This window comes from Chromohalobacter sp. HP20-39, assembly GCF_033052815.1.
In the GTDB taxonomy this organism is placed as follows: Bacteria; Pseudomonadota; Gammaproteobacteria; order Pseudomonadales; family Halomonadaceae; genus Chromohalobacter.
The window spans coordinates 298,559-319,210 of sequence record NZ_JAWHTP010000004.1; the positions used below are offsets into that span (position 1 = coordinate 298,559).

Below are 20,652 nucleotides of genomic sequence, written 5' to 3' on the forward strand. Positions count from 1 at the left end.
CATCTCTTTTGCCGTTGGGGGTTACAAGAGGCCACGCGTCTTGAGGAATTGGGTCACTGAATCATAGTACTTCTGTGTGATCTCGTTCTTGTCAGCCCAGACTTTCCATTCTTTCTCGGCGGCCTGACGGAACTTCTTGCGTTCTTCGGCGGACAGGTCGACCGGATGAACATCAGGGTCTTGCTTGAGTTTCTCCAGCGTCTTGATATCGGCTTCCTTGAGCTGGGCGATCAGGTCATAGGCCATGGCATCAAAAGCGGTTTCCAGGGTGGTCTTTAGATCCTCCGACAGGCCATCCCAGATCTGCTTGTTGATTGAAACGGCGATCATGGGCATGGAGTGGAAGCCGGGGTACAACGGATACGATGCGAAGTCATGAATACCCTGGGCATCGTTATTGGAGAGCACCGTCGAGTCGGCGGCGTCAATCACACCTTTTTCCAGTGCGGTATAGACTTCAGACCCCGGCAAATTGACGGGGGTCGCACCGATTCTCTCGAAGATGTTGTAAACCATGCCTTGGGGAGCACGAATCTTCAGTCCCTCGAAATCCTTGATTTCGTCGATCTTCACCGTTGAGGGAATGGACTCGAGGGGGAAGGTCGCTGCGGAAATCAGGTGGGTGCCGTAACGCTCTGCCAGCTGATTGTAGATTTTCTCGCCACCTCCATGCTTCATGTATTCGAGGAAGTCGTAGGGGTTGCTCCAGGCACCGACCAGATTCCCCATCATCCCGAACGCCGGGTTTTGCCCGGAGAAGTAGCTGGGATCCGTCATATGGCCTTGCAGAATCCCCGAGGATACCGCCTGCAGTGTTTCTGTGGGACCAACGACGGAGTTAATGGGCATGACTTCAATATTGACCTTGCCATCCGTCATGGTTTCGATCTTGTCGGCCCATTTTTGTTTTATCTTGAAGCTGGGCTCGCCCGATGTTTCCGAAGCCTGAAATTTCCAGTCATATTGCGCTGCCTGTGCGCTGGACATTCCCACCAGCAGGAGGGAGCCGGTAGCGATAAGTACCTGTTTTAGATTGAGCATTTCGATCTCCATTGAAGCTTGTTGTTATCAGTAAATACATGGTGTCGGCATGATGCCGAGCCATAGGCGTTCGCTTGGCGAACCTGGGGTCATGTCGGAAGGGCCTCTTCGGTCCATCCATGAGCAAAATATCGTGTCAGTCGTTTCGCGCCGTCAGGGCGACTCAATTAACACGCATCAGGTAGTTCAGCAGGGCGCCGCTGCCGAACTGCCAGGGCCGGATGCGGTCACTGGTGTCGACGCGATTGACCAGCGCCCCGAGCGTTGGGGTGGCGATGGTCACTACATCCTCGAGGTGGTGGGTGAAGCCGCTGCCTTGGGTATCGCGATCCTGGGTCGGGGCGAATAATGTCCCCAGAAACAGCATGAAGCCGTCTGGATACTGGTGATGGCTGCCGAGTGTCTGGGCGACGAGGTCGAGCGGGTCGCGACTGATCTGGTTCATCGAACTCACCGCATCCAGATGGAAGCCATCCTCACCACGAACATCCAGCGTCACCTCCAGGGCGCGGACACTGTCGATGTCGAAATCATCATCGAACAGGCGCACGAAGGGGCCGATGGCGCAGGAGGCGTTATTGTCCTTGGCCTTGCCCAGCAACAGGGCGCTGCGCCCTTCGACATCGCGCAGGTTGACGTCGTTGCCGAGCGTCGCGCCGCGTACCTGGCCGCGTGAGTCCACCGCCAGCACGACCTCGGGCTCGGGGTTGTTCCACTTTGAGGCTGGATGAATACCGACCCGGTGCCCCAGGCCCACTGCCGACATGGGTTGCGATTTGGTGAACACTTCGGCGTCGGGGCCGATACCGACCTCGAGGTATTGCGACCAGACGTCGAGCTCGACCAGCTTCGCCTTGAGGGCTTGGGCCTCGGCGGAGCCTGGCGTCAAGCGGGAAAGATCGTCGCCGATCAGCGAGGTGACGGTCTCGCGCAATGTCGCGGCCTTCTGACTATCGCCGCGCGCCTGTTCCTCGATCACCCGCTCCAGCATCGATGATGCGAACGTCACTCCGCAGGCCTTGATCGCCTGCAAATCGCAGGGCGCCAGAAGGTGCCAGGTGGCAGGATCGCCCTCGGCGTCGAGCGAAGCTTCCAAGCAGTCGCTGACCTTGAGGAGTGGCGCATCCGGCGCCTGAGCAATGCGCGTTGCCAGGTCGTCGAACTCCAGCAAAGCGCTGAACGTGGGAGCGAGCGTGCTGATATCGTGCAGCATGCCGTCGCGCACGGTGACTAGGCGTGGCCCTTGCACATCAGGGTCCCACATACGGCCGATCAGACGATCGTTGCCGGCGTCCTGGGGGAGAAACGGGTGGAATTCATTCATGGGAGCGCCCTTGGCTTCATCGCGTTAGGGGTAAATGTTGAACATAGATCTCACATGTTCAACATAGACATTCGTATACCCGTTGCCATTGCTCAGGCTGTATTGGGTCGCCGATACAAGGGGCTGGGAGGTCGTGACCGTGCGTATTGAAAGGATGGAATGATCTTTTTATCAGTGTCTTGGCGTGAAATATCGATGAGGACTCGAGGCCGTGACAGCGCTCCCGGCGGGAGATGACAAGAGCGTTCCATTTTTTTGATATTGTCTTGTATATCAATTGAGGTGTTTTTTGACATTATCCGGTTATTAAGAAAGACGTTTATGGTGTCGGCAACGCTAATGCGAATGTCACGAGAAGGAGTCCCTGATGAGTCAGTCCCCCCGCCGACTGCGCAGCGCCGAATGGTTTGGCACCGCCGATAAGAACGGTTTCATGTATCGCAGTTGGATGAAGAATCAGGGCATTCCCGACCATGAATTCCAGGGCAAGCCGATCATCGGTATCTGCAACACCTGGTCGGAGCTCACGCCCTGCAACGCGCACTTCCGCAAGCTCGCCGAACACGTCAAGCAGGGTATTCTCGAGGCGGGCGGCTACCCGGTAGAGTTCCCGGTGTTTTCCAACGGCGAGTCCAACCTGCGGCCCACGGCGATGTTCACTCGCAACCTGGCGAGCATGGATGTCGAGGAAGCGATTCGCGGCAACCCCATGGACGCGGTGGTGCTGCTGGTGGGCTGCGACAAGACCACTCCGGCGTTGCTGATGGGCGCGGCGAGCTGCGATATTCCCACGCTCGTGGTCACTGGCGGACCGATGCTCAACGGCAAGCATGAAGGCAAGGATATCGGCTCGGGCACCGTGGTGTGGAAACTCTCCGAAGAAGTGAAAGCCGGCAAGATCTCGCTGCACGACTTCATGGCTGCCGAGGCGGGCATGTCACGCTCTGCCGGCACCTGCAACACCATGGGCACCGCCTCGACAATGGCTTGCATGGCCGAATCGCTGGGCACCTCCTTGCCGCACAACGCGGCGATCCCGGCGGTGGATTCGCGTCGCTATGTACTGGCCCACCTGTCCGGTAACCGCATCGTCGAGATGGTCCACGAGGATCTCAAGCTCTCCAAGGTGCTGACCAAGCAAGCCTTCGAGAACGCCATTCGCACCAACGCGGCCATCGGCGGTTCGACCAATGCGGTCATTCACTTGCAAGCCATCGCCGGACGCATCGGGGTCGACCTGACGCTGGACGACTGGACGCGCATCGGGCGTGGTACGCCGACCATCGTCGACCTGCAGCCATCGGGGCGCTATCTGATGGAAGAGTTCTACTATGCAGGTGGTTTGCCAGCTGTGCTGCGGCGTCTTGGCGAGGCTGACCGGCTGCCGCACAAGGACGCCCTGACCATCAACGGCAAGACGTTGTGGGAGAACGTGGAGGATGCGCCGCTGTACAACGATGCCGTGATTCGTCCCCTCGATACGCCGTTGCGCGAGGATGGCGGCATGTGCGTGATGCGCGGCAATCTCGCGCCCAACGGCGCTGTCCTCAAGCCCTCCGCGGCGACGCCCGAGCTGATGACGCACCGTGGCCGTGCCGTGGTTTTCGAGAATTTCGATGACTATAAGGCACGCATCAACGATCCCGATCTCGATGTCACCGCCGACGATATCCTGGTGATGAAGAACTGCGGGCCGCGCGGCTATCACGGCATGGCTGAGGTCGGCAATATGGGGCTGCCGTCCAAGCTGCTCGAACAGGGCATCACCGACATGGTGCGCATTTCAGATGCGCGCATGAGCGGCACCGCCTACGGTACCGTGGTTCTCCATGTGGCGCCGGAAGCCGCCGCCGGAGGGCCCCTCGCGGCGGTGCGTAATGGCGACTTGATCGCCCTGGATGCATATGCTGGCACGTTGCATCTAGAGGTCGATGACGCCGAGCTTGCCGCGCGCCTGGCCGAGGCCGATCCCACCGCCGAGTCGACCCAAATTGCCAGCACCGGCGGCTATCGCCAGCTCTATATCGAGCATGTGCTGCAGGCCGATCAAGGCTGCGACTTCGACTTCCTGGTCGGCTGTCGCGGTGCCGAGGTGCCTCGTCACTCGCACTGAGGGCCGGACTAACGAAAAAGAGGGTATGAAAAACGAGAAGGCGGCCGAAATGGGTCGCCTTCTTGCGTTGCGGCGTTGCACGGCGCGGGGAAGCTGAGTCTCTACACCTATCGGAGTATGTTGAACATACTCGCAATATGTTTGACTTACACAGGAGCCGATTGTTCTTTCGAGAGGAGATAACCTGATGTCCGCCGACAATCGCCGCATGACCCCCGACCAACTGCGCTCGCGCTGGTGGTTCGACAACCCCGAGCATCCGGGGACCACGGCGCTGTGTATCGAGCGCTATATGAATTACGGTCTAACCTTGGAGGAACTCAAGAGCGGTAAGCCGATCATCGGCATCGCGCAGTCGGGCTCCGACCTGACGCCTTGCAATCGCCACCATATCGACCTGGTGAAACGCGTCAAGGATGGCATCCGTGCCGCCGGCGGCGTGCCGTTCGAGTTTCCTCTGCATCCCATTCATGAAAACGTGCGCCGACCGACGGCGGCGCTGGATCGCAACCTGGCGTATCTGGGCTTGGTGGAAGTCCTGCATGGCTATCCGTTAGACGGCGTGGTGCTGACCACCGGCTGTGACAAGACCACGCCTGCGTGTCTGATGGCGGCGGCGACGGCCAACATTCCGGCGATCGTGCTCTCCGGTGGGCCGATGCTCAATGGCTGGCGCGGCACCCAAGAACGCGTGGGTTCGGGCACCATCATCTGGGAACTGCGTAAACGTCTCGCGGCAGGGGATATCGGCTATGAGGAATTCCTGTCTCGCGCCACCGATTCGGCGCCTTCCGTGGGTCACTGCAACACCATGGGGACCGCCTCGACGATGAATTCCATGGCCGAGGCGTTGGGTATGAGCCTGCCTGGCTCGGCGATGATCCCGGCGCCCTACAAGGAGCGCTCGATGGTCGCCTACCAGACCGGGACGCGCATCGTCGACATGGTGTGGGAAGACCTGCGTCCGCTGGATATCATTACCCGCGAGGCCTGCGAAAATGCCATCGTGGTGTGTTCGGCGCTGGGCGGGTCCTCGAATGCGCCGGTGCATATCAACGCCATCGCCCGTCACGCGGGGATCGAGTTGACCAACGACGACTGGCAGCGCCTCGGGCATGAAATCCCGTTGCTGGCCAATGTGATGCCGGCGGGGATCTATCTTTCCGAGGAGTTCCACCGGGCCGGTGGTGTGCCCGCAGTGCTCAGCGAGTTGATCAAGGCCGGGCGCCTGCATGGTGACGTGCCAACGGTCAACGGCAAGACATTGGCGGAGAATACGGCCGGGCGTGAAACCCTGGACGACGATATCATTCGCCGCTACGACAACCCGCTGGTGGAAGAGGCCGGCTTCATCAATCTCAAGGGCAATTTGTTCGACTCGGCGTTGATGAAGACCAGCGTGATCGCCAGCGACTTCCGCAAGCGTTTCCTGAGCCAGGCCGACGATCTGGATGCCTTCGAAGGCAAGGTGGCGGTATTCGATGGCTCCGAGGATTATCATGCGCGCATCGACGATCCGTCGCTCGAGATCGACGAGAACACTATCCTGATCATGCGCGGGGCCGGACCGATCGGCCATCCGGGGAGTGCTGAGGTCGTCAACATGCAGCCGCCGGAGGCGCTGATCCGTCAAGGCATTGAATCGCTGCCATGCATCGGCGACGGTCGTCAGTCGGGCACCTCGGGCTCGCCCTCGATCCTCAACGCGGCCCCCGAAGCGGCAGTGGGCGGCGGCCTGGCGCTGCTGGAAACAGGTGACCGGATTCGTATCGATCTCAAGCGCGGCGAAGCCAATCTGCTGGTCGATGACGCCGAGTTGTCGAAACGTCGCCAGGCGCTGGAATCACGCGGCGGTTACATCTATCCGGTGGATCAGACGCCCTGGCAGGAAATTCAGCGCGGCATGGTCGAACAGCTCGATCGCGGCATGACGCTGGGCCCCGCCACCAAGTATCGCGATGTCGCCCGCCAGAGCCCGCCACGCGACAATCACTGAGTCGTCATGACCCAGTACTCACCGCTGAGTACTCATTGCCAAGTACTTAGCCACCCAACCGGGCGTCGCCATGCGACGCCCGACTTGTTTTGCGGGAGCGTGAGTTGAGAGCGCTCGGTCGGTGCGTGTCAGGTTTCGGACAACAGCTCGGCGCTATGTCCAAGCGGTGTGTCGGGGATTTCCAAGCCCAAGGCGCTGGCGGTGCCGGCGAGTACGGCCTGCGAGGCGCGAAAGGCATCGCGTGGCCGGCGTGCGCGAATGCTTTCCATCAGCAGTCGATGGCGCTCCAGACTCTCCGCGGGGTCGCTGGCGCTGACGTTCGAGGTCTCGATCAACAGCAATATAGAGGGTCGCAGAATGTGCGAAAGCTGTGACCAGACGATGTTGTGCGTGGCCTTGAAGATCGCCACATGGAAGGCGATGTCATAGTCGCTATGCAGGCGGCCGTCACGGTTGACAGTGGGATCGTCGAGGTCGCTGCCCATGCCGTTGAAGGCCTCTTCGATGGCGACCAAGTCACGCGCGGTAGCGTGCTTGGCGGCGGTCATGGCGACATAGGGCTCCACGTCGAGACGAAAGGCCAGAATCTCGCGCTGGACACCGGGATTGGGCGCGGCATAGCGCGTCATCCACTCGGTCACTTGAGCATCGAGAATGTTCCACTCCGGGTATTCACGGACCTTCGAGCCGTGCCCTGATATGCGTTCGATGATCCCGGCATCGACCAACTGGCGCAGGTCGCTACGCACCGCCGAGCGATTGAGGGCGAAGCGCGCGCACAGATCGATTTCGCGGGGGACGAAATCGCCTGGCTGATACTCGCCGGAGAAGATTTCCTGTGCCAGCGCCTCAGCGACGCTGGGGCGTTTTCGGGATGGGGTTTGTTTGCTCTTCACGTGACATCGTTCCGAATCATTTCGCTCACGCTGGCATATGTCGAACATTTCGACAAGGCGCCGATGGTCGGTGCCGCGCGCAGCGTGGCTGGTGATATGCGTTGAATACGCTGGCGCTAGCCGGGCGCTACAAGACGCTGCCCAAGCTTAGCCATGAAGGCATCGGCCGCGTCGAGTTGTGCCACTTCCAGGTACTCGTCGGGCTGGTGCGCCTGGGCGATGCTGCCGGGGCCGCAGATGACGGTGGGCAGGCCGGCATGCTGGAATTGACCGGCCTCGGTGGCATAGGCCACGGCTTCGTTGTCGGCGTCATCCAGTAGCGCATGGCAGAGTTCGAGCGCTGGCTGGTTGTCGCGGTCGGCCAGCGCGGGCACGGTCTCGGTCAGGTGCTGGGTATGAATGTCGATCTGGGGCGCGCGTGGGCGTAATTCGCGCATCAGCGTCTCGGCGTAGTGCTGGAAGCGCTCGAACAAGGCCTCGAAGCCGTCCGTCGGCAGGTGGCGGATCTCCCAGTCGAAATGGCACTCGCGGGCCATGATGTTGATCGCCGTGCCACCCTGGATCTTGCCCACGTGCAGGCTGGAGTGGGGCACATTGAAGAGTGGATCGACATGGCCCTCCGCGACCAGCTCCGCCATGATGTCCTCGATACGGGTCACCAGGCGGGCCGCCACATGCACGGCGGAGACGCCTTGGCGTACCTGGCTGGAATGTGCCTCGCGACCGGTCACCGTGGTACGCAGGTTGGTGATGCCTTTCTGGGCCACGACCGGCGCCATCAGCGTGGGTTCACCGACGATCACTGCCGCCGGAGTGGGTGCGTCGGCCATCAAACGCTCGATCAAGCGTGGCGCGCCCAGGCAACCGACCTCCTCGTCGTAGGAAAACGCCAGGTAGATGGGGCGCTGCAAGTCGAGCGCTTGCCACTGCGGTACCTGTGCCAACGCGCTGGCGATGAAGCCTTTCATGTCGCAGCTACCGCGACCGTAGAGACGACCATCGCCCTTGTCGGTTAGCGTGAAGGGATCGCTGCACCAGGGCTGGCCGTCCACCGGTACCACGTCGGTATGCCCGGATAGCACCACGCCGCCCGCCACCTCGGGGCCGATGCGGGTCAGCAGATTAGCCTTGCTGCCGTCATCGTTGGCGATACGAGTACACGGCACGTCATGCTCGGCAAGGTAGGTCTCGATGAAGGCGATCAATTCCAGGTTGGAATGTCGTGACACGGTGTCGAAGCCAATCAGACGTTCGAGCAGGGCAGTGGTATTAGGCATGGCGGTCTCCCCGCGGGATGTTTTGCGCCAGCCTAGCACGCCGATGTCGCGGCACGTCACTTTGACGCTGGCGCGAGCGTGCGTCATCTTGAGAGCGTTCATTCATCCAGTCAGGAGAGCATTCTCGTGAGCAAGATTCTCGTTCTCTATTATTCCAGTTACGGGCACATCGAAACATTGGCCAATGCCGTCGCCGAAGGCGCGCGCGGCGTGGCCGGCACCCAGGTGGACCTGTATCGCGTGGCAGAACTCGTGCCCGCCGACGTCGCCGAAAAATCCGGCTACAAGGCAGACAGCACCGCCGCTGTGCTGGACGATCCCAGCATCTTGGCTGAGTACGATGCGATTCTCGTCGGTACGCCCACGCGTTTCGGCAACATGGCCTCGCAGATGCGCAATTTCTGGGACAAGACAGGCGGCCTCTGGGCCCAGGGCAAGCTGATCGGCAAGCTGGGCGGCGCCTTCACTTCCACCGCCAGTCAGCACGGCGGGCAGGAAACCACCCTGACCTCGATTCATACCACCTTGCTTCACCATGGCATGGCGATCGTCGGTGTGCCGTACTCCTGCGCGGCATTGAGCGAGCTCGAGGAAGTCTCCGGCGGCACGCCCTACGGTGCCACGACCATCGCCGGTGGCGACGGCAGCCGCCAACCCAGCGAAAACGAACTGACCATCGCCCGCTTCCAGGGCCAGCACACCGCTGAAATGGCCGCCAAACTCGCCGGCTGAGCACTACGACGTAGCCAACAACGTCATGCCAAACGCCGTGCCTTCGGGCGCGGCTTTTTAGTGTCAGGGATAGGTACACGAAGTGCGTTTTTTTGACACGTCGCCTAGGTATTACCCCGTCCTACTAAGGGGCAGGCGTTTTTTGCCCGTTCAGTGCCTGGATAGCGGCGACGGTGTCATCGATGGCGTCGGGGTCGAGTATGAGACCGATGTGGTCGATGCCGGGGAGTTGATCGACCGCTACGTCGCTGCCGGCATGTTGAAACACAGAGGCGAACTGATCGGCACGAAAGACCTGGTCGTCTTCGCCCACCAGCACACGCATCGGGCGGTTCGTCGCGCGTAGGGTAGCCCGGTAATCGGGTATCGGCCGGTAATTCTGGGCCAAATTGTACGAGTAGACCGGTGTCAGATCGGCATGCTCGTCGACGGCATAACGTACCACGGGCAGATGGTTGAAGGCGTCGATACCGAACCGATTCAATAGTGTGATGGCGATGTAACGCGGTAAGCCGACGCGGGTCCAGCCGCCACTATCGGCCCGATACGTCGGTGCCTCCTGACTGATGAACGGCGACAGTAGCAGGTAGTTGGAAAACAGTCGCTGGCGTTGACTACCGGCTACCCTGAGTGCGAAGCCACCACCGGAAGAGAAACCCACGAGCGTGCGGGGCGCGACCGGAGTGGCAGCATGCACGAAGTCTTCCAGATCATCCTCGAGTTGTCCCACGTAGGCGATGTCACCGCGGGTTCCGGAGGCGCCGTGTCCGCGAATATCCAGCGCGTATACGGTGTACCCGGCGGCGGCGAACGCCTTGGCCAGCGGGTGCATGCTGCGGCTGTCAGCAGCGGAGCCGTGGAGCAGTACCACGCTGCCATGTGAGGCGCCGGCAGAAGGCGAGTAACGGCGAAAGCCGAGCAGCGTGCCGTCTCGCGCTTGATAGGTGCTGAGTACCGGCAGGTCGCTATTGTCGAGCGTCTTGAATGGCGCATTGATGCCTTCCATGGTTGGTGGCTGGGATGGACCGCCGAAGATAAGCGCCAAGGCGGTAGCGCTCACCAGCCCCACGCTGATTAGCAAGAGCAAGCCGATGGCGAATTTCATGGGCACCTCGTGATTATTTGCTGGCCGATACCAGCGTGCCACGAAATTCCTTATGCATTCACCAACCTCGCTCGACTCGTGCCATTACCCAGTGGCTCGACCTGAATCTGTACCGGGATGCGTTCGTGCATTTCCTGTACATGCGAGATCACGCCGACGCGGCGGCCTAGCGCTTGCAGACCGTCGAGGGCGTCCATGGCGAGTGCCAGGGATTGCGGGTCGAGGCTGCCGAAGCCTTCGTCGATGAACAGTGATTCGATGACGAGTTCGCCGGAGGCCATTGAGGCGAGCCCCAGCGCCAGCGCCAGCGAGACAAGGAAGGTTTCGCCGCCGGAAAGCGAATGCACCGAGCGGCGTTCGTCGCCCATGTCGCGGTCCTCCACCAGCAGGCCCAGCTCGCTGCCGCCGCGAATCAGCTTGTAACGGCGGCTAAGACCCGTCAGATGCGCGTTGGCGTGTTCCAGCAATTGCTCCAGGTTGTAGGCCTGAGCGATGCGCCGGAAGACCTTGCCGTCGGCGGAGCCGATCAGTTCGCTGATGCGGCCCCAGCGACGGTATTCGGCGCGCGCGGCATCGAGCTCGGCTTGCCCTTCGCGCTGGCGCTGACGCTTGCGGTCGTCGTCGCGCAGGGCGTGCTGGGCGTCGTCACGGCGTGCCTGGGCGGCATCGTGCCGGGGCGCCAGAGCACTACGCTCGATGCCAAGCGCCTCTCGGCGCTGGTCGATCCGGGCGTCGACCGCCGCGCCCAATAGGGCGCCTGCGGGTGCGTCATGCTCGGTCAATGCCTGGTCGCGGCGATGCGCGATGAGGGCCTGGCGGCGCTCGGCGAGGGCGGCAGCGGTCTGCTGGCGGGCCTGCTCGGCCTGGGCCAATTCCCGTTCCCGGCGTTCGGCGTCACCCTCGGTTTCGGCGAGTAGCCGCTGCAGGGTGGCGTTGTCCAGCTCGGGATGCGCTTGGCGCCAGGCATCCAACTCACGGGTGAGGGTGTCGATTTCCTGGTTGAGCCGGGTGAGTTGCTCGGCCTCGTAGTGCGACTGCTGGGCAAGCCGCTGGGCTTCCCGCTCACTGTCATGGCATTGGGCAAGCGCCGTATCCCGTGCCTGGCGCGCGCTGGCCTGGCGCGTATCGAGCTGCTGCTGCCAGGCATCCGGCGCGGCATGCTCGCCGAGCAGGGCCTTGAGCCGGGCGGCGATATCGTCGCGCTCGCGGCGTAGCGGAGGCAGACGCGCATCGAGTTCTGTTAGTTCCTTGTCGAGACTGGTGCGTTGGGCGTCGAGTTGCGCCAGTGTCAGCTCGCTCTGGCGCAATGCCTCGTCGAGCGGTGCCAGCTCGGCCTCGGCGCGGGCAAGCGCCTGCAGTGTCTTTTCGTGTTGCGCGCGCTGGGCGTCGCTTGTCTGGCGTTGCTCGGTCAGCCAGGCGTCGCGCCGGTCGTGATCGATGGTGGCAAGCTCGTCATACAGCGGATGTTCGCTGAGCGCCTGGTACGCCTCCTGGCGGCGTTTGTCGGCATCCGCACCGTCCTGGCGTTGCTGCGTGAGAGAGGCGTCAAGCGCGCGGTACTGGCCCAACAGTTCGTCGCGTTGTTGCTGAGCGTGGTCACGCTGCTGCTGGGCGTCCGTCAACTGGCGGTCTTCTTCCGCTTGCTGCGCGGCAAGCTGGGCGGCTTCAGGTGTCTGTGGTGGCTGGTGGCGCCAGGGATGCTCGAGCCCGCCGCACACCGGGCAGGGCTGGCCTTCCTCGAGGGCCACGCGCAAATGCGTGACACTCTCGCTGCGCACCGCGCGGCCGCGTTCGACGAATTCCAGCACGCTGCGATAGTGACGCTCGTGCTCATCGAGGCGCTGGCGCGCGGCCTGGCCTTGGGTGATTAACGCCTCGAGGCGCTTTGCGTCCTGCGTCAAGCGCTCATTGAGCGTGCGCTGGGTGTGCTCGGCACGACAGGCGGTCTGCCAGCGACTTTGCAGCTCGCCGAGTGCCAGGTGACGCCGGGCGGCGTGATCATACGCGCGCTGAACGGCCTGGCGAGCGTCTTCCACGCGGTCGTGCTCGCCCATTAGCTGGCGCAGGGTGGCCTGCCAGTCATCGCGCTGCCGGCGCTGGCGTTGCTGCGTCTCGTGGGCCTCCTGGCGGCGTGCGGTCAGCGCTTGCGCGTCGCGGCGATGCGCGGCGTGCGTTTTGTCGAGCTCGGCCAACTGATGCTCGCGGGTAGCCAATTGCTGTGCCTGTTCGCGGGCCTGGTGCAGTTGAGGTTCGGCTTTGCGGCGTGCCGCGTCGGCGTCTTGAAGGGCCTGTTCGGCCGTGGCATGTGTCTGTTTGGCCTGCTGCTGTGTGGTCTCGGCCTGCGTCAAGGCTTTGCGTGTGTCGGCATGCGTTGCCTCGAGACGCGAGATCTCACCGGGTAGTTCGGCCTGACGCGCCAGACGATGACGTTGAGGCGCGATCAGGCGCTGCCAGTCACGGTCGGCGCGGGCTGGGGCCAGCGTCTGCCAATGCGCCTCGGCAGCGTGGTGCTCGCGCTGCCCTTGGGTGTGAGCATCGCGAAGTTTGGCATCCGTGGCATGCCACTGTGCTTGTGTCTCCAGGCGCCTTGCATGGCGCTGCACGGTGTCGAGTTCGGCTTGGGCGGTCTCGGCGGTCTTTTCGAGCGCGGTGCGGGCCTCGGCCTCGGCAGGCAAGTCGTCGGCGAGCTTGGCGTCCAGCGCATCGACGGCTTTCTTGGCCTGACTGGCGCGGCGATAGGCGGCGACCGAGATCTCGGAGTACTCGGCGGTGCCGGTGAGGCGCTCGAGCAGGTCGCTGCGCTCGTTGTCGTCGGCCTTGAGGAAGGCGGCGAACTCGCTCTGGGCCAGCAGCACGGCGCGGGTAAATTGCTCGAAGCTGAGCCCCAGGCGCTCGGGCAGCAGGCGGTCGAACTCGCGTTTCTGCGTGGTCAGCAGGCGGTCGTCATCCAGATCGGTGAGCGACTGTTCGATCTTCTGCAACTTGCCGTCGGCCTTCTCGCGGGCGCGGCGCACGGCCCAGCGGGCGCGATAGCGGCGGCCGTCGCGGCCCAGGAAGTCGACCTCGGCATGGCCGCTGGCGGTGCCTCGACGCAGTAGGGTCCGCGGGTCGGCGGTATTGAGGGTGGCGTCACCCACGTCGGGCAGCGGGGCGTTCTGGCCAGGGGCCTGGCGCAACCGGGGCGTGCTGCCGTAGAGCGCCAGACACAAGGCGTCGAGCAGCGTGCTCTTGCCGGCGCCGGTGGGGCCGGTGATGGCGAACAGGCCGGCTTCGGCGAGCGGCGCGGTGGTGAAGTCGAGTTCCAGCGGGCCGGGGATCGAGGCCAGATTGGCCAGGCGCAGGGCGAGGATCTTCATGTCGGTGTCTCCTCGTCGTCGAGTACGTCCTGACGCAGCCGGTCGAAGTCGGCGAGCACATCGTCGGCGGGCGGCTCGCCCCAGCGCGCTTGCCAGGTGCGCTCGAACAGCTTGCGCGGGCCGAGCGCCGCCAGGTCGATGCGGGCGGGTGCGTCTTCGGCGGTGACTTTCGGCAGGCGGCGCTCCAGACGCAGCAGGCGCAGTGGCTTGCCGTCGAGTGCCGCGTCTACTCGGGCGCGCAGGTCGGGCATCGGGGCGTCGAGTTCGACGCGTACCTCGAGCCAGGGCCAGCGTTCTCTAGGGAGATCCCGTCCTTGGTCTGTCGATAGCTCGGGCGTATCCACCAGGGCGTCCAGCTCGGCGAGCACGTCGTCGAGTGGCGCCGGGCCGAGGCGGTGCATGGCCACTGGACGCGGGACCGCCAGGCTTTCGACATCGCGCAAGGCTGCGCCGTCGAGCGTGACTTCGACGACTTGGTGGGGATAGGCCACCTCGCTGAAGTCCAGCGGCAACGGACTACCGCTGTAACGGATACGTTCCTCGCCGACCTGCTGAGCGCGATGCAGGTGGCCCAGCGCGACATAGGCGATGTCGGCGGGGAACAACGAGGCTGGGATCGATTCCTCGCCGCCGATGACGATGGGCCGCTCGCTGGCCTCAGAGACCGACGCGCCGTGCAGATGGGCGTGACTCATGGCAATGAGCGCCTGGCCGGGGAGGCGACGTTCGCGCGCCGCGTCGATGAGCTGTTGGTGAACGCGTGTGATGCCTGCGACATAGGTATTGCGCGAGGCGTCGTCGGCCTCGTCGCTACTCAGGGCGGTGTTGCCGGTGACCTCGGCGGGCCGCAGGAAGGGCAGCGCCAGGCACCAGGCGCGAACCTCGCCGTCGGCATCGGTCAGCGGTACCAGCAGGCGCTCGGCGTCGAGTCGTCCGTCGTCGAGCCAGCTCACCCGGCCCAGGGCGTGGGTGTTGAGACGCTGCATCAGGGGTGCGGGCAACTCGATACGGTTGCCGCTGTCGTGGTTGCCGGCGATCATGACGATGGTCAGTTGCGGCAAACGCTGATGTGCCTCGACGATGAAGTCGTAGAGCATCTCCTGGGCGCGCAGCGATGGATTGACGACATCGAAGATATCGCCTGCGATGAGCAGGGCGTCCGGACGTCGCGCTTCGAGCGTCGCCAACAGCCAGTCGAGGAACGCGCGTTGTTCGGTGTGGCGCTCTTGCCCGTGGAAAGTCTGACCGAGATGCCAGTCCGCTGTGTGGATGAGTTTCACGCAGATCTCCTATACCGGAGTGTCAGTCTACCGGTTGCGGGAGGGCGGCCCAATGGGGCCACTGACAAGGAAGAAGGAACCACAAGGAGGCCATATGCCGGATCAGCAAATGTTGCATGAGTGGTCGCTGACCCCTGAGGAGGCCGTGGCACTGCAGCGTCGTCTCGCACCGCGCGTGGTCAGGCACGGCAAACCGGACGCGGTGACCTGTATCGCGGGCGTGGATATCGGCTTCGAGGATGGCGGTGAGACGACGCGGGCGGCGGTCGTGGTGCTCGAATGGCCATCGCTGACGCTGCGCGAGTCGGTGGTGCATCGCGAGCCGACACGCATGCCTTATATCCCGGGGCTGCTGTCGTTTCGCGAGATCCCCGCCGCCCTGGCCGCCTTTGGGCGGCTGGCGTCGTCCCCCGACCTGGTAATGGTCGACGGCCAGGGTATTGCCCACCCACGGCGTCTCGGCGTGGCCTCGCACCTGGGCCTGTGGCTCGATCTGCCGACGATCGGCGTGGGCAAGAGCCGTCTGTGTGGTCAGTTTGGGGAGGTTCCCACGGAGAAGGGTGGTTGGACGCCACTGACCGATCGTAAGCGCGACGAAGACCCCGCAGACGTCACACTCGATGAGCGCGGTCGGGTCACGATAGGGGCGGTATTGCGCTCGAGAGAGAACGTGAAACCGCTGTTCATCTCTAGCGGCCATCATGTTTCCTTGGAAACGGCGTTGGCCTGGGTGACGGCCTGCCTGGGCAAGACCAAGCTGCCCGAGCCGACCCGGCTCGCGGATCGGCTGGCGTCGCGGCGGGGCCGCCGCTTCGTCGAGCCCAATGATTCTTTGTTATAACTGTCTGGATTATCTGTAAGCGGAATTCGCCTGGCCCCAGCCTCATACTCTGCTTACATGATCAGTAGCCAACTGCCGTAGGCCACCAGGACGAGGCCGAGCATGTCGGACAGGCGTTTCCAGGGGGCGATGACCTTTTCCAAGAGGATGATCAGGGTGAGTAGGGCCATCCAGGCCAGGCTCATTATTCCACCGACGAACATCAATGCCATCAGCGCCCAGCAGCAGCCCGCGCAGTAGAGACCGAGCCGCAGACCAGCGGTTAGGGCGCGGTGCCGTTTGGTAGGGAATCCTTCGACGAGCATGCCGAGTGGACTACGACAGCGACGTAGGCAGGCTTGCTTCCATGGCGTCCACTGGAAGGCGCCTGCGGTCATCAGCAGCAATCCGGCGAGCAGGTTACCACTCAGGGCCTGGGAGGTCGTCAGCAGTCCGTGTGTATGGAGCCCCCACTGCGCGGTCGTTGCCAGAGCCGAATAGCCTGCCCAGGCGAGCAGATAACCTAGCGTAAACAGGTAGGGCAGCGTATCGCCCTTGCTTTCTCGTGACCGAGACGCGGCAAACATCAGAATGCCCGGTGCTGCACCCGGCAGCATCATCCCGACCATCATCACCATCCACATGGCGAAGGTGGCCCAGGGGCGGAAGGACATGGCGATATCCATGGCCGGCATCCCCCCGGTCATGTGGATCAGGTGCCACCAGCTCAAGACGATCGCCAGGGCCAGGCATGCCAGGAGCAGGGCGCGACCGTGACGGAGTGTCTGCAGAGAGATGACTTGCATCTCGAGCGCCTCCCGACGACATTACGCCGCCTGGTACTGGAACGGAGAATAGAAGGCGGTACGCCCGCTGAAGCTCCACTCCAGGCCGTGGCCTCGGTGCGAAACGTACTCCGATTGCGCCACCGTGCCGGTGTTGCCTGGCGCCACAGCGAGAGGATGGCCGCTGATGGTGACTTCCTCGCCATTCTGCCCTGCGATGGCGTTCAGCGAGGCGTTGGCGATTTCGCCGACCTCGAGTTGGTGGTGTCGACCCTCGATGTCATAGCGCATCGGCACCGATTCGATCCCCAGAATTTCGCCGATGAATCCGGCCAGGGTGGCCGGGTGTCCTCCGACGGCCCCGCCGAAGATCTTTGCCAAGGCGTCGTGCTGTTGCTGGCTGGCGCTGGCATCGATATAAACCATCACCCTCCAGTCGCCGGCGGTCATGTTTTCCGGGCTGTGCAGCGCCATGGCCAGGTTCAGTCCGTCGAGGGGCAGGCCGTCCATGTTGCCTTGATCGATGTGCCATGCCACCAAGGCATCACAACTGCCTTCCGTGGGATCTCCACCGAACAGGCAAGGACACGCTCCCTTGCAGGTGCAGGCCTCGAAGTAAGTGCCCTTGACCCGCCATTGTGTACTCATGATCGTGCTCCTATTCATCTATTGGGGAGGCATCACGGAAGGCAGTCCTCTTCCCATCAAGAATAGCGCCTGGGCGGTCGGCGTTCCCGAAGGAATCGATGAAAATTTCATGTGAATTGACGCTAGCGGCGCCGTGGCGCCAAGGGTTGAAGGCTTCTCCACGTTGGTGCCCCGTGACTAAACCGACAGGCGAGGGCTAGCGGACTTCGACGATTATCGGCATATGCTTCATGCCAACGCCAGCCACGTTTCGCTGAGCCACCGGCCGGCACGTTCGATCTCGGCCTCAGTCGCGCCGGCATAGCCGAGTACCAACCCCGGCTGACTGGGCGCTTGCAGGTAAAAGCTAGAAAGCGGCGATAGTCGCAGGCCCGCTTGCTTGCCCCGGTGGACCAGTTCGCGCTCCAGTGCATGGCTTTCCAGGTATGCGACCAGGTGCATCCCCGCATGGCCGGACGAGAGTTCGAGCCCGCAGGAAACCGCCGGCGCCAGCGCCTGGCGAAGCGCGGCCTGGCGGTGACGGTAGCACTTGCGCATGCGCGCTACATGGCGGGAGAAATGGCCTTCGCCGATGAAGTCGGCCAGCGCCGCCTGAGCGACATATTGCCCTTCTCGGTGCAGGCGGGCGTTGATGCGCTGGAAGGTCGCCACCAGCGACGGAGGCAGCACCAGATAGCCCAACCGAAGCCCCGGATAGAGGACCTTGCTGAAGGTGCCGACATAGATCACCGGGGCGTTATCCATCAGCCCCTGAAGCGAGGCGATCGGCGCGCTGGTATAGCGGAACTCGCTGTCGTAGTCGTCCTCGATGATCCAGGCACCATGCCGCTGGGCGAGCGCCAACAGCGCAGTGCGACGTGACAGTGACAGGGTCGTGCCGCTGGGGTACTGGTGCGATGGCGTCACGTAGATCAGCTTGGGGGGTGGCGTCTCGGCGGGCAATGACGCGACATTCAAGCCGTCACCGTCGACCGGTACCGGCTGCAGAGCCAGTCCTGCCGAAGCGAAGCAGGCCTGTGCGCCGCCATAGCCGGGCTCCTCCATCCAGACGCTATCCCCGACGTCGGCGAGCAGTCGTGCGATCAGCTCGAAGCCCTGCTGCGCACCCTGAGTGATCAGGATCTGCTCCGGTTGGCAGCGCACCGAGCGCGACAAGCGCAGATAATCGCACAGCGCCTCGCGTAGCGCGCTGACGCCACCTGCATTCTGGTAATCGAACCATTCCACAGGAGCGCGCTGCTGATGGCGTCTAAGCAAGCGCTGCCAGCGCTCGCGGGGAAAACGGTCCAGCGCCGGTACGCCGGGCGCGAAGGCAGTATGACGTTCGCTCGAGGGCGCCGTGAATTCGAGGAGACGTTCGCCGCGTTGCGAGAGCGCCACGGGTCGCGGTGATGGAGCATCGAGGCATTTCTGTGTTCCCCACTGCCAATCGGCAACGAAAACCCCGGCTCCCGGGCGCGATACCAGAAAGCCCTCGGCGATGAGACGGTCGACCGCGACCAGCACGGTGTTGCGTCCCACGCCCAGGCTGGTGGCCAGTTGTCGGGACGAGGGAAGGGCGCTCCCATGGGGCAGTTGGCCCTGCTGGATGCCGCTGCGCAGGGCATCATAAAGACGCTGGTTGAGCGTGCGGTCGTCCGGCTCGGCGAGTTGAAGATTCAACGCCTCCTGAATCCAGAGCCGGTGGGCGTTCGGATCGGTCACTGGTTCCTCACATATCGGTAATATTGGTTCTTATTGAGGGACCATTATGGCGACAGACTAGTGCTTCGTCATATCCTGAGGAAAGTCCTCCATGAGCCAAGCCTATAACGCTTACGGACAGCCGGTCGGCTCGAACCTCGATTGCTGGCAATCGCCGTCGGCGCCTGATGCCGAGCCTCTGGTGGGGCGCTTCTGCCGCGTGGAGCCATTGGATGCGGCGTATCACGCGGCGTCGCTGTGGCAGGCGTGGCGGATGCCGGCTCCGGAATTCGCCAACGATCCCGATGCGCGTGCCCGCTGGACCTATCTCGGCGGTCGTCCGTTCGATGACGAGGCCGGCTGCCAAGCCTGGTTGTCGCGCATGAGTGTGGGGCGGGATCCGCTCTGCTATGCCGTGGTCGATCCCACCGATGGGCAAGCGGCAGGCATGGCGATGTATCTCAATATCGTGCCGACGGATGGGCGAATCGAGATCGGTCATCTCAGCTTCTCGCCCCGCATGGCACGCACGCTGATGTCCAGCGAAGCGCTGATGCTGATGATGGCGCACGCCTTCGACATGGGATATCGCCGCCTCGAATGGAAGTGCGATGCCCTGAACGCGCCCTCGCGCCGCGCCGCCGAGCGACTCGGTTTTCGCTTCGAGGGTGTCTTCCGTCAGCATCGAGTCGTCGCCGGGCGCAACCGCGACACGGCCTGGTTCTCGGTGCTGGATGCTGAGTGGCCGGCGATTCGCGAGTGCCACCGCTGCTGGCTGGCGCCCGAAAACTTCGATACGGCGGGCTGCCAGCGCCAATCGTTATCGTCGATGACTGCCACGATTTCCCCCTCTTGAAGGTCGAGCCATGTATCAGCCGTCTCAGTTTCGCCTCGATGATCGTGCCGAGTGCCGTCGCGCCATTGAATCTGCTCCCTTCGCCACGCTGGTGACTCGGGACTCATCCGGTGCGCTAAGCGCCGATCACTTGCCGCTGTTGCTGACACCGGCAGCGGATGCGCAATCGCCGGATATCCTGCGTGGCCATATAGCGCGAGCCAATCCGCTGGTGTCCTGTCTTGAAAGCCCAGTTGCGGAAAACCCGGCAGAGACGTTCGAGGCGTTGGCGATCTTCCACGGCCCTCAGGCCTATATCACGCCGAGCTGGTATCCGGCCAAGCGGGAGCACGGCAAGGTGGTGCCGACCTGGAATTATCAGGTGGTGCATGCGCATGGCAGATTGCGCCTGATTGATGATCCGCATTGGTTAGTCGAGACGGTGACGGCGCTTACCGAGCGCTTCGAAGGTCAGCGGGAAAGGCCTTGGCGGGTCAGCGATGCGCCCGACGATTATATTGCGGCGATGTGCCGGGCCATCGTCGGCGTCGAGATCACCATCGAGCGCCTGGAAGGCAAACGCAAGGCGAGTCAGCACAAGCCGCTCGAAGAGCGTCAGGCCATTTATGGAGGCTTGCGAGATGAGTATGGCTATAGCGAAGGCGATGCCGTCTGCCTCAGCGGAATGCCGTCCGACGATTGATTCTCCTCGAATGGTCGATGCACCTAGGCATTGTCTGAAAACTGTCTGCGCTCGGCCA

Annotated in this window: 16 protein-coding genes; 6 read left to right on the plus strand and 10 right to left on the minus strand. The window is 63.0% G+C overall.

Translation table 11 applies throughout. The features are described 5' to 3' along the window. Positions 1–21: 21 nt before the first annotated feature. Both RVY79_RS10850 and RVY79_RS10855 read right to left on the minus strand, forming a co-directional pair. Positions 22–1,041 (minus strand): TRAP transporter substrate-binding protein, encoded by a 1,020-nt coding sequence (locus tag RVY79_RS10850; protein ID WP_317464150.1) that lies wholly within the window; start codon positions 1,039–1,041, stop codon positions 22–24. A gap of 163 nt (positions 1,042–1,204) precedes the next feature. Then, positions 1,205–2,365, minus strand: coding sequence for a fumarylacetoacetate hydrolase family protein (locus RVY79_RS10855; protein ID WP_317464151.1), 1,161 nt, complete (start codon positions 2,363–2,365; stop codon positions 1,205–1,207). Between the two features lie 367 nt (positions 2,366–2,732). Here RVY79_RS10855 and RVY79_RS10860 point away from each other — a divergent pair, with 367 nt between their 5' ends. Both RVY79_RS10860 and RVY79_RS10865 read left to right on the plus strand, forming a co-directional pair. Then, the gene (locus RVY79_RS10860) at positions 2,733–4,478 is read left to right on the plus strand and encodes an IlvD/Edd family dehydratase (protein WP_317464152.1); all 1,746 of its coding nucleotides are present in this window, start codon (positions 2,733–2,735) and stop codon (positions 4,476–4,478) included. Between the two features lie 187 nt (positions 4,479–4,665). Continuing rightward, entirely contained in the window at positions 4,666–6,474 is a 1,809-nt protein-coding gene (locus tag RVY79_RS10865; protein ID WP_317464153.1) for an IlvD/Edd family dehydratase, read from the plus strand. A gap of 128 nt (positions 6,475–6,602) precedes the next feature. On the opposite strand, the gene RVY79_RS10870 is transcribed toward RVY79_RS10865, so the two are convergent. Continuing rightward, positions 6,603–7,418 (minus strand): FadR/GntR family transcriptional regulator, encoded by an 816-nt coding sequence (locus RVY79_RS10870; RefSeq protein ID WP_317464154.1) that lies wholly within the window; start codon positions 7,416–7,418, stop codon positions 6,603–6,605. A 68-nt stretch (positions 7,419–7,486) separates the two neighbouring features. Next, positions 7,487–8,647: an acetylornithine deacetylase gene (gene argE / locus RVY79_RS10875; RefSeq protein WP_317464155.1), complete on the minus strand. Its 1,161-nt coding sequence runs from the start codon at positions 8,645–8,647 to the stop codon at positions 7,487–7,489. Between the two features lie 126 nt (positions 8,648–8,773). Here argE and wrbA point away from each other — a divergent pair, with 126 nt between their 5' ends. Continuing rightward, positions 8,774–9,379: an NAD(P)H:quinone oxidoreductase gene (gene wrbA, locus RVY79_RS10880; RefSeq protein WP_317464156.1), complete on the plus strand. Its 606-nt coding sequence runs from the start codon at positions 8,774–8,776 to the stop codon at positions 9,377–9,379. A 124-nt stretch (positions 9,380–9,503) separates the two neighbouring features. On the opposite strand, the gene RVY79_RS10885 is transcribed toward wrbA, so the two are convergent. The 3 genes from RVY79_RS10885 to RVY79_RS10895 are packed head-to-tail and all read right to left on the minus strand — an operon-like array spanning position 9,504 to position 15,120. Then, on the minus strand, positions 9,504–10,484 hold the full coding sequence (locus RVY79_RS10885) for an alpha/beta hydrolase (RefSeq protein WP_317464157.1): 981 nt from the start codon (positions 10,482–10,484) through the stop codon (positions 9,504–9,506). A 50-nt stretch (positions 10,485–10,534) separates the two neighbouring features. Continuing rightward, complete coding sequence (locus RVY79_RS10890) at positions 10,535–13,840, minus strand: AAA family ATPase (protein ID WP_317464158.1); 3,306 nt, start codon at positions 13,838–13,840, stop codon at positions 10,535–10,537. Beyond that, on the minus strand, positions 13,837–15,120 hold the full coding sequence (locus tag RVY79_RS10895) for an exonuclease SbcCD subunit D C-terminal domain-containing protein (protein ID WP_317464159.1): 1,284 nt from the start codon (positions 15,118–15,120) through the stop codon (positions 13,837–13,839). The genes RVY79_RS10890 and RVY79_RS10895 overlap by 4 nt, the downstream gene beginning before the upstream one ends. Before the next feature lie 94 nt (positions 15,121–15,214). Between RVY79_RS10895 and nfi the strand changes: the two genes are divergently transcribed. Then, complete coding sequence (gene nfi, locus RVY79_RS10900) at positions 15,215–15,961, plus strand: deoxyribonuclease V (RefSeq protein ID WP_317464160.1); 747 nt, start codon at positions 15,215–15,217, stop codon at positions 15,959–15,961. Positions 15,962–16,014: 53 nt separating this feature from the next. Here nfi and RVY79_RS10905 read toward each other — a convergent pair whose 3' ends face one another. The 3 genes from RVY79_RS10905 to RVY79_RS10915 form a co-directional block, all read right to left on the minus strand. Then, positions 16,015–16,746, minus strand: a complete 732-nt coding sequence (locus RVY79_RS10905) for a DUF2182 domain-containing protein (RefSeq protein WP_317464161.1) — start codon at positions 16,744–16,746, stop codon at positions 16,015–16,017. 21 nt (positions 16,747–16,767) lie between these two features. Further along, on the minus strand, positions 16,768–17,373 hold the full coding sequence (locus tag RVY79_RS10910; protein ID WP_317464162.1) for a DUF1326 domain-containing protein: 606 nt from the start codon (positions 17,371–17,373) through the stop codon (positions 16,768–16,770). A gap of 228 nt (positions 17,374–17,601) precedes the next feature. Then, on the minus strand, positions 17,602–19,077 hold the full coding sequence (locus tag RVY79_RS10915; protein ID WP_317464163.1) for a PLP-dependent aminotransferase family protein: 1,476 nt from the start codon (positions 19,075–19,077) through the stop codon (positions 17,602–17,604). Positions 19,078–19,168: 91 nt separating this feature from the next. Between RVY79_RS10915 and RVY79_RS10920 the strand changes: the two genes are divergently transcribed. Next, complete coding sequence (locus RVY79_RS10920) at positions 19,169–19,912, plus strand: GNAT family protein (protein WP_317464164.1); 744 nt, start codon at positions 19,169–19,171, stop codon at positions 19,910–19,912. A gap of 10 nt (positions 19,913–19,922) precedes the next feature. Beyond that, the gene (locus RVY79_RS10925) at positions 19,923–20,594 is read left to right on the plus strand and encodes an FMN-binding negative transcriptional regulator (protein ID WP_317464165.1); all 672 of its coding nucleotides are present in this window, start codon (positions 19,923–19,925) and stop codon (positions 20,592–20,594) included. Positions 20,595–20,652: the final 58 nt, after the last annotated feature.

Coding starts and splice junctions, on each gene's coding strand:
- RVY79_RS10850 (WP_317464150.1), bottom strand. CDS start 1,041: ATGCTCAATCTAAAACAGGTACTTATCGCTACCGGCTCCCTCCTGCTG.
- RVY79_RS10855 (WP_317464151.1), bottom strand. CDS start 2,365: ATGAATGAATTCCACCCGTTTCTCCCCCAGGACGCCGGCAACGATCGT.
- RVY79_RS10860 (WP_317464152.1), top strand. CDS start 2,733: ATGAGTCAGTCCCCCCGCCGACTGCGCAGCGCCGAATGGTTTGGCACC.
- RVY79_RS10865 (WP_317464153.1), top strand. CDS start 4,666: ATGTCCGCCGACAATCGCCGCATGACCCCCGACCAACTGCGCTCGCGC.
- RVY79_RS10870 (WP_317464154.1), bottom strand. CDS start 7,418: ATGTTCGACATATGCCAGCGTGAGCGAAATGATTCGGAACGATGTCAC.
- argE (WP_317464155.1), bottom strand. CDS start 8,647: ATGCCTAATACCACTGCCCTGCTCGAACGTCTGATTGGCTTCGACACC.
- RVY79_RS10885 (WP_317464157.1), bottom strand. CDS start 10,484: ATGAAATTCGCCATCGGCTTGCTCTTGCTAATCAGCGTGGGGCTGGTG.
- RVY79_RS10890 (WP_317464158.1), bottom strand. CDS start 13,840: ATGAAGATCCTCGCCCTGCGCCTGGCCAATCTGGCCTCGATCCCCGGC.
- nfi (WP_317464160.1), top strand. CDS start 15,215: ATGCCGGATCAGCAAATGTTGCATGAGTGGTCGCTGACCCCTGAGGAG.
- RVY79_RS10905 (WP_317464161.1), bottom strand. CDS start 16,746: ATGCAAGTCATCTCTCTGCAGACACTCCGTCACGGTCGCGCCCTGCTC.
- RVY79_RS10910 (WP_317464162.1), bottom strand. CDS start 17,373: ATGAGTACACAATGGCGGGTCAAGGGCACTTACTTCGAGGCCTGCACC.
- RVY79_RS10920 (WP_317464164.1), top strand. CDS start 19,169: ATGAGCCAAGCCTATAACGCTTACGGACAGCCGGTCGGCTCGAACCTC.
- RVY79_RS10925 (WP_317464165.1), top strand. CDS start 19,923: ATGTATCAGCCGTCTCAGTTTCGCCTCGATGATCGTGCCGAGTGCCGT.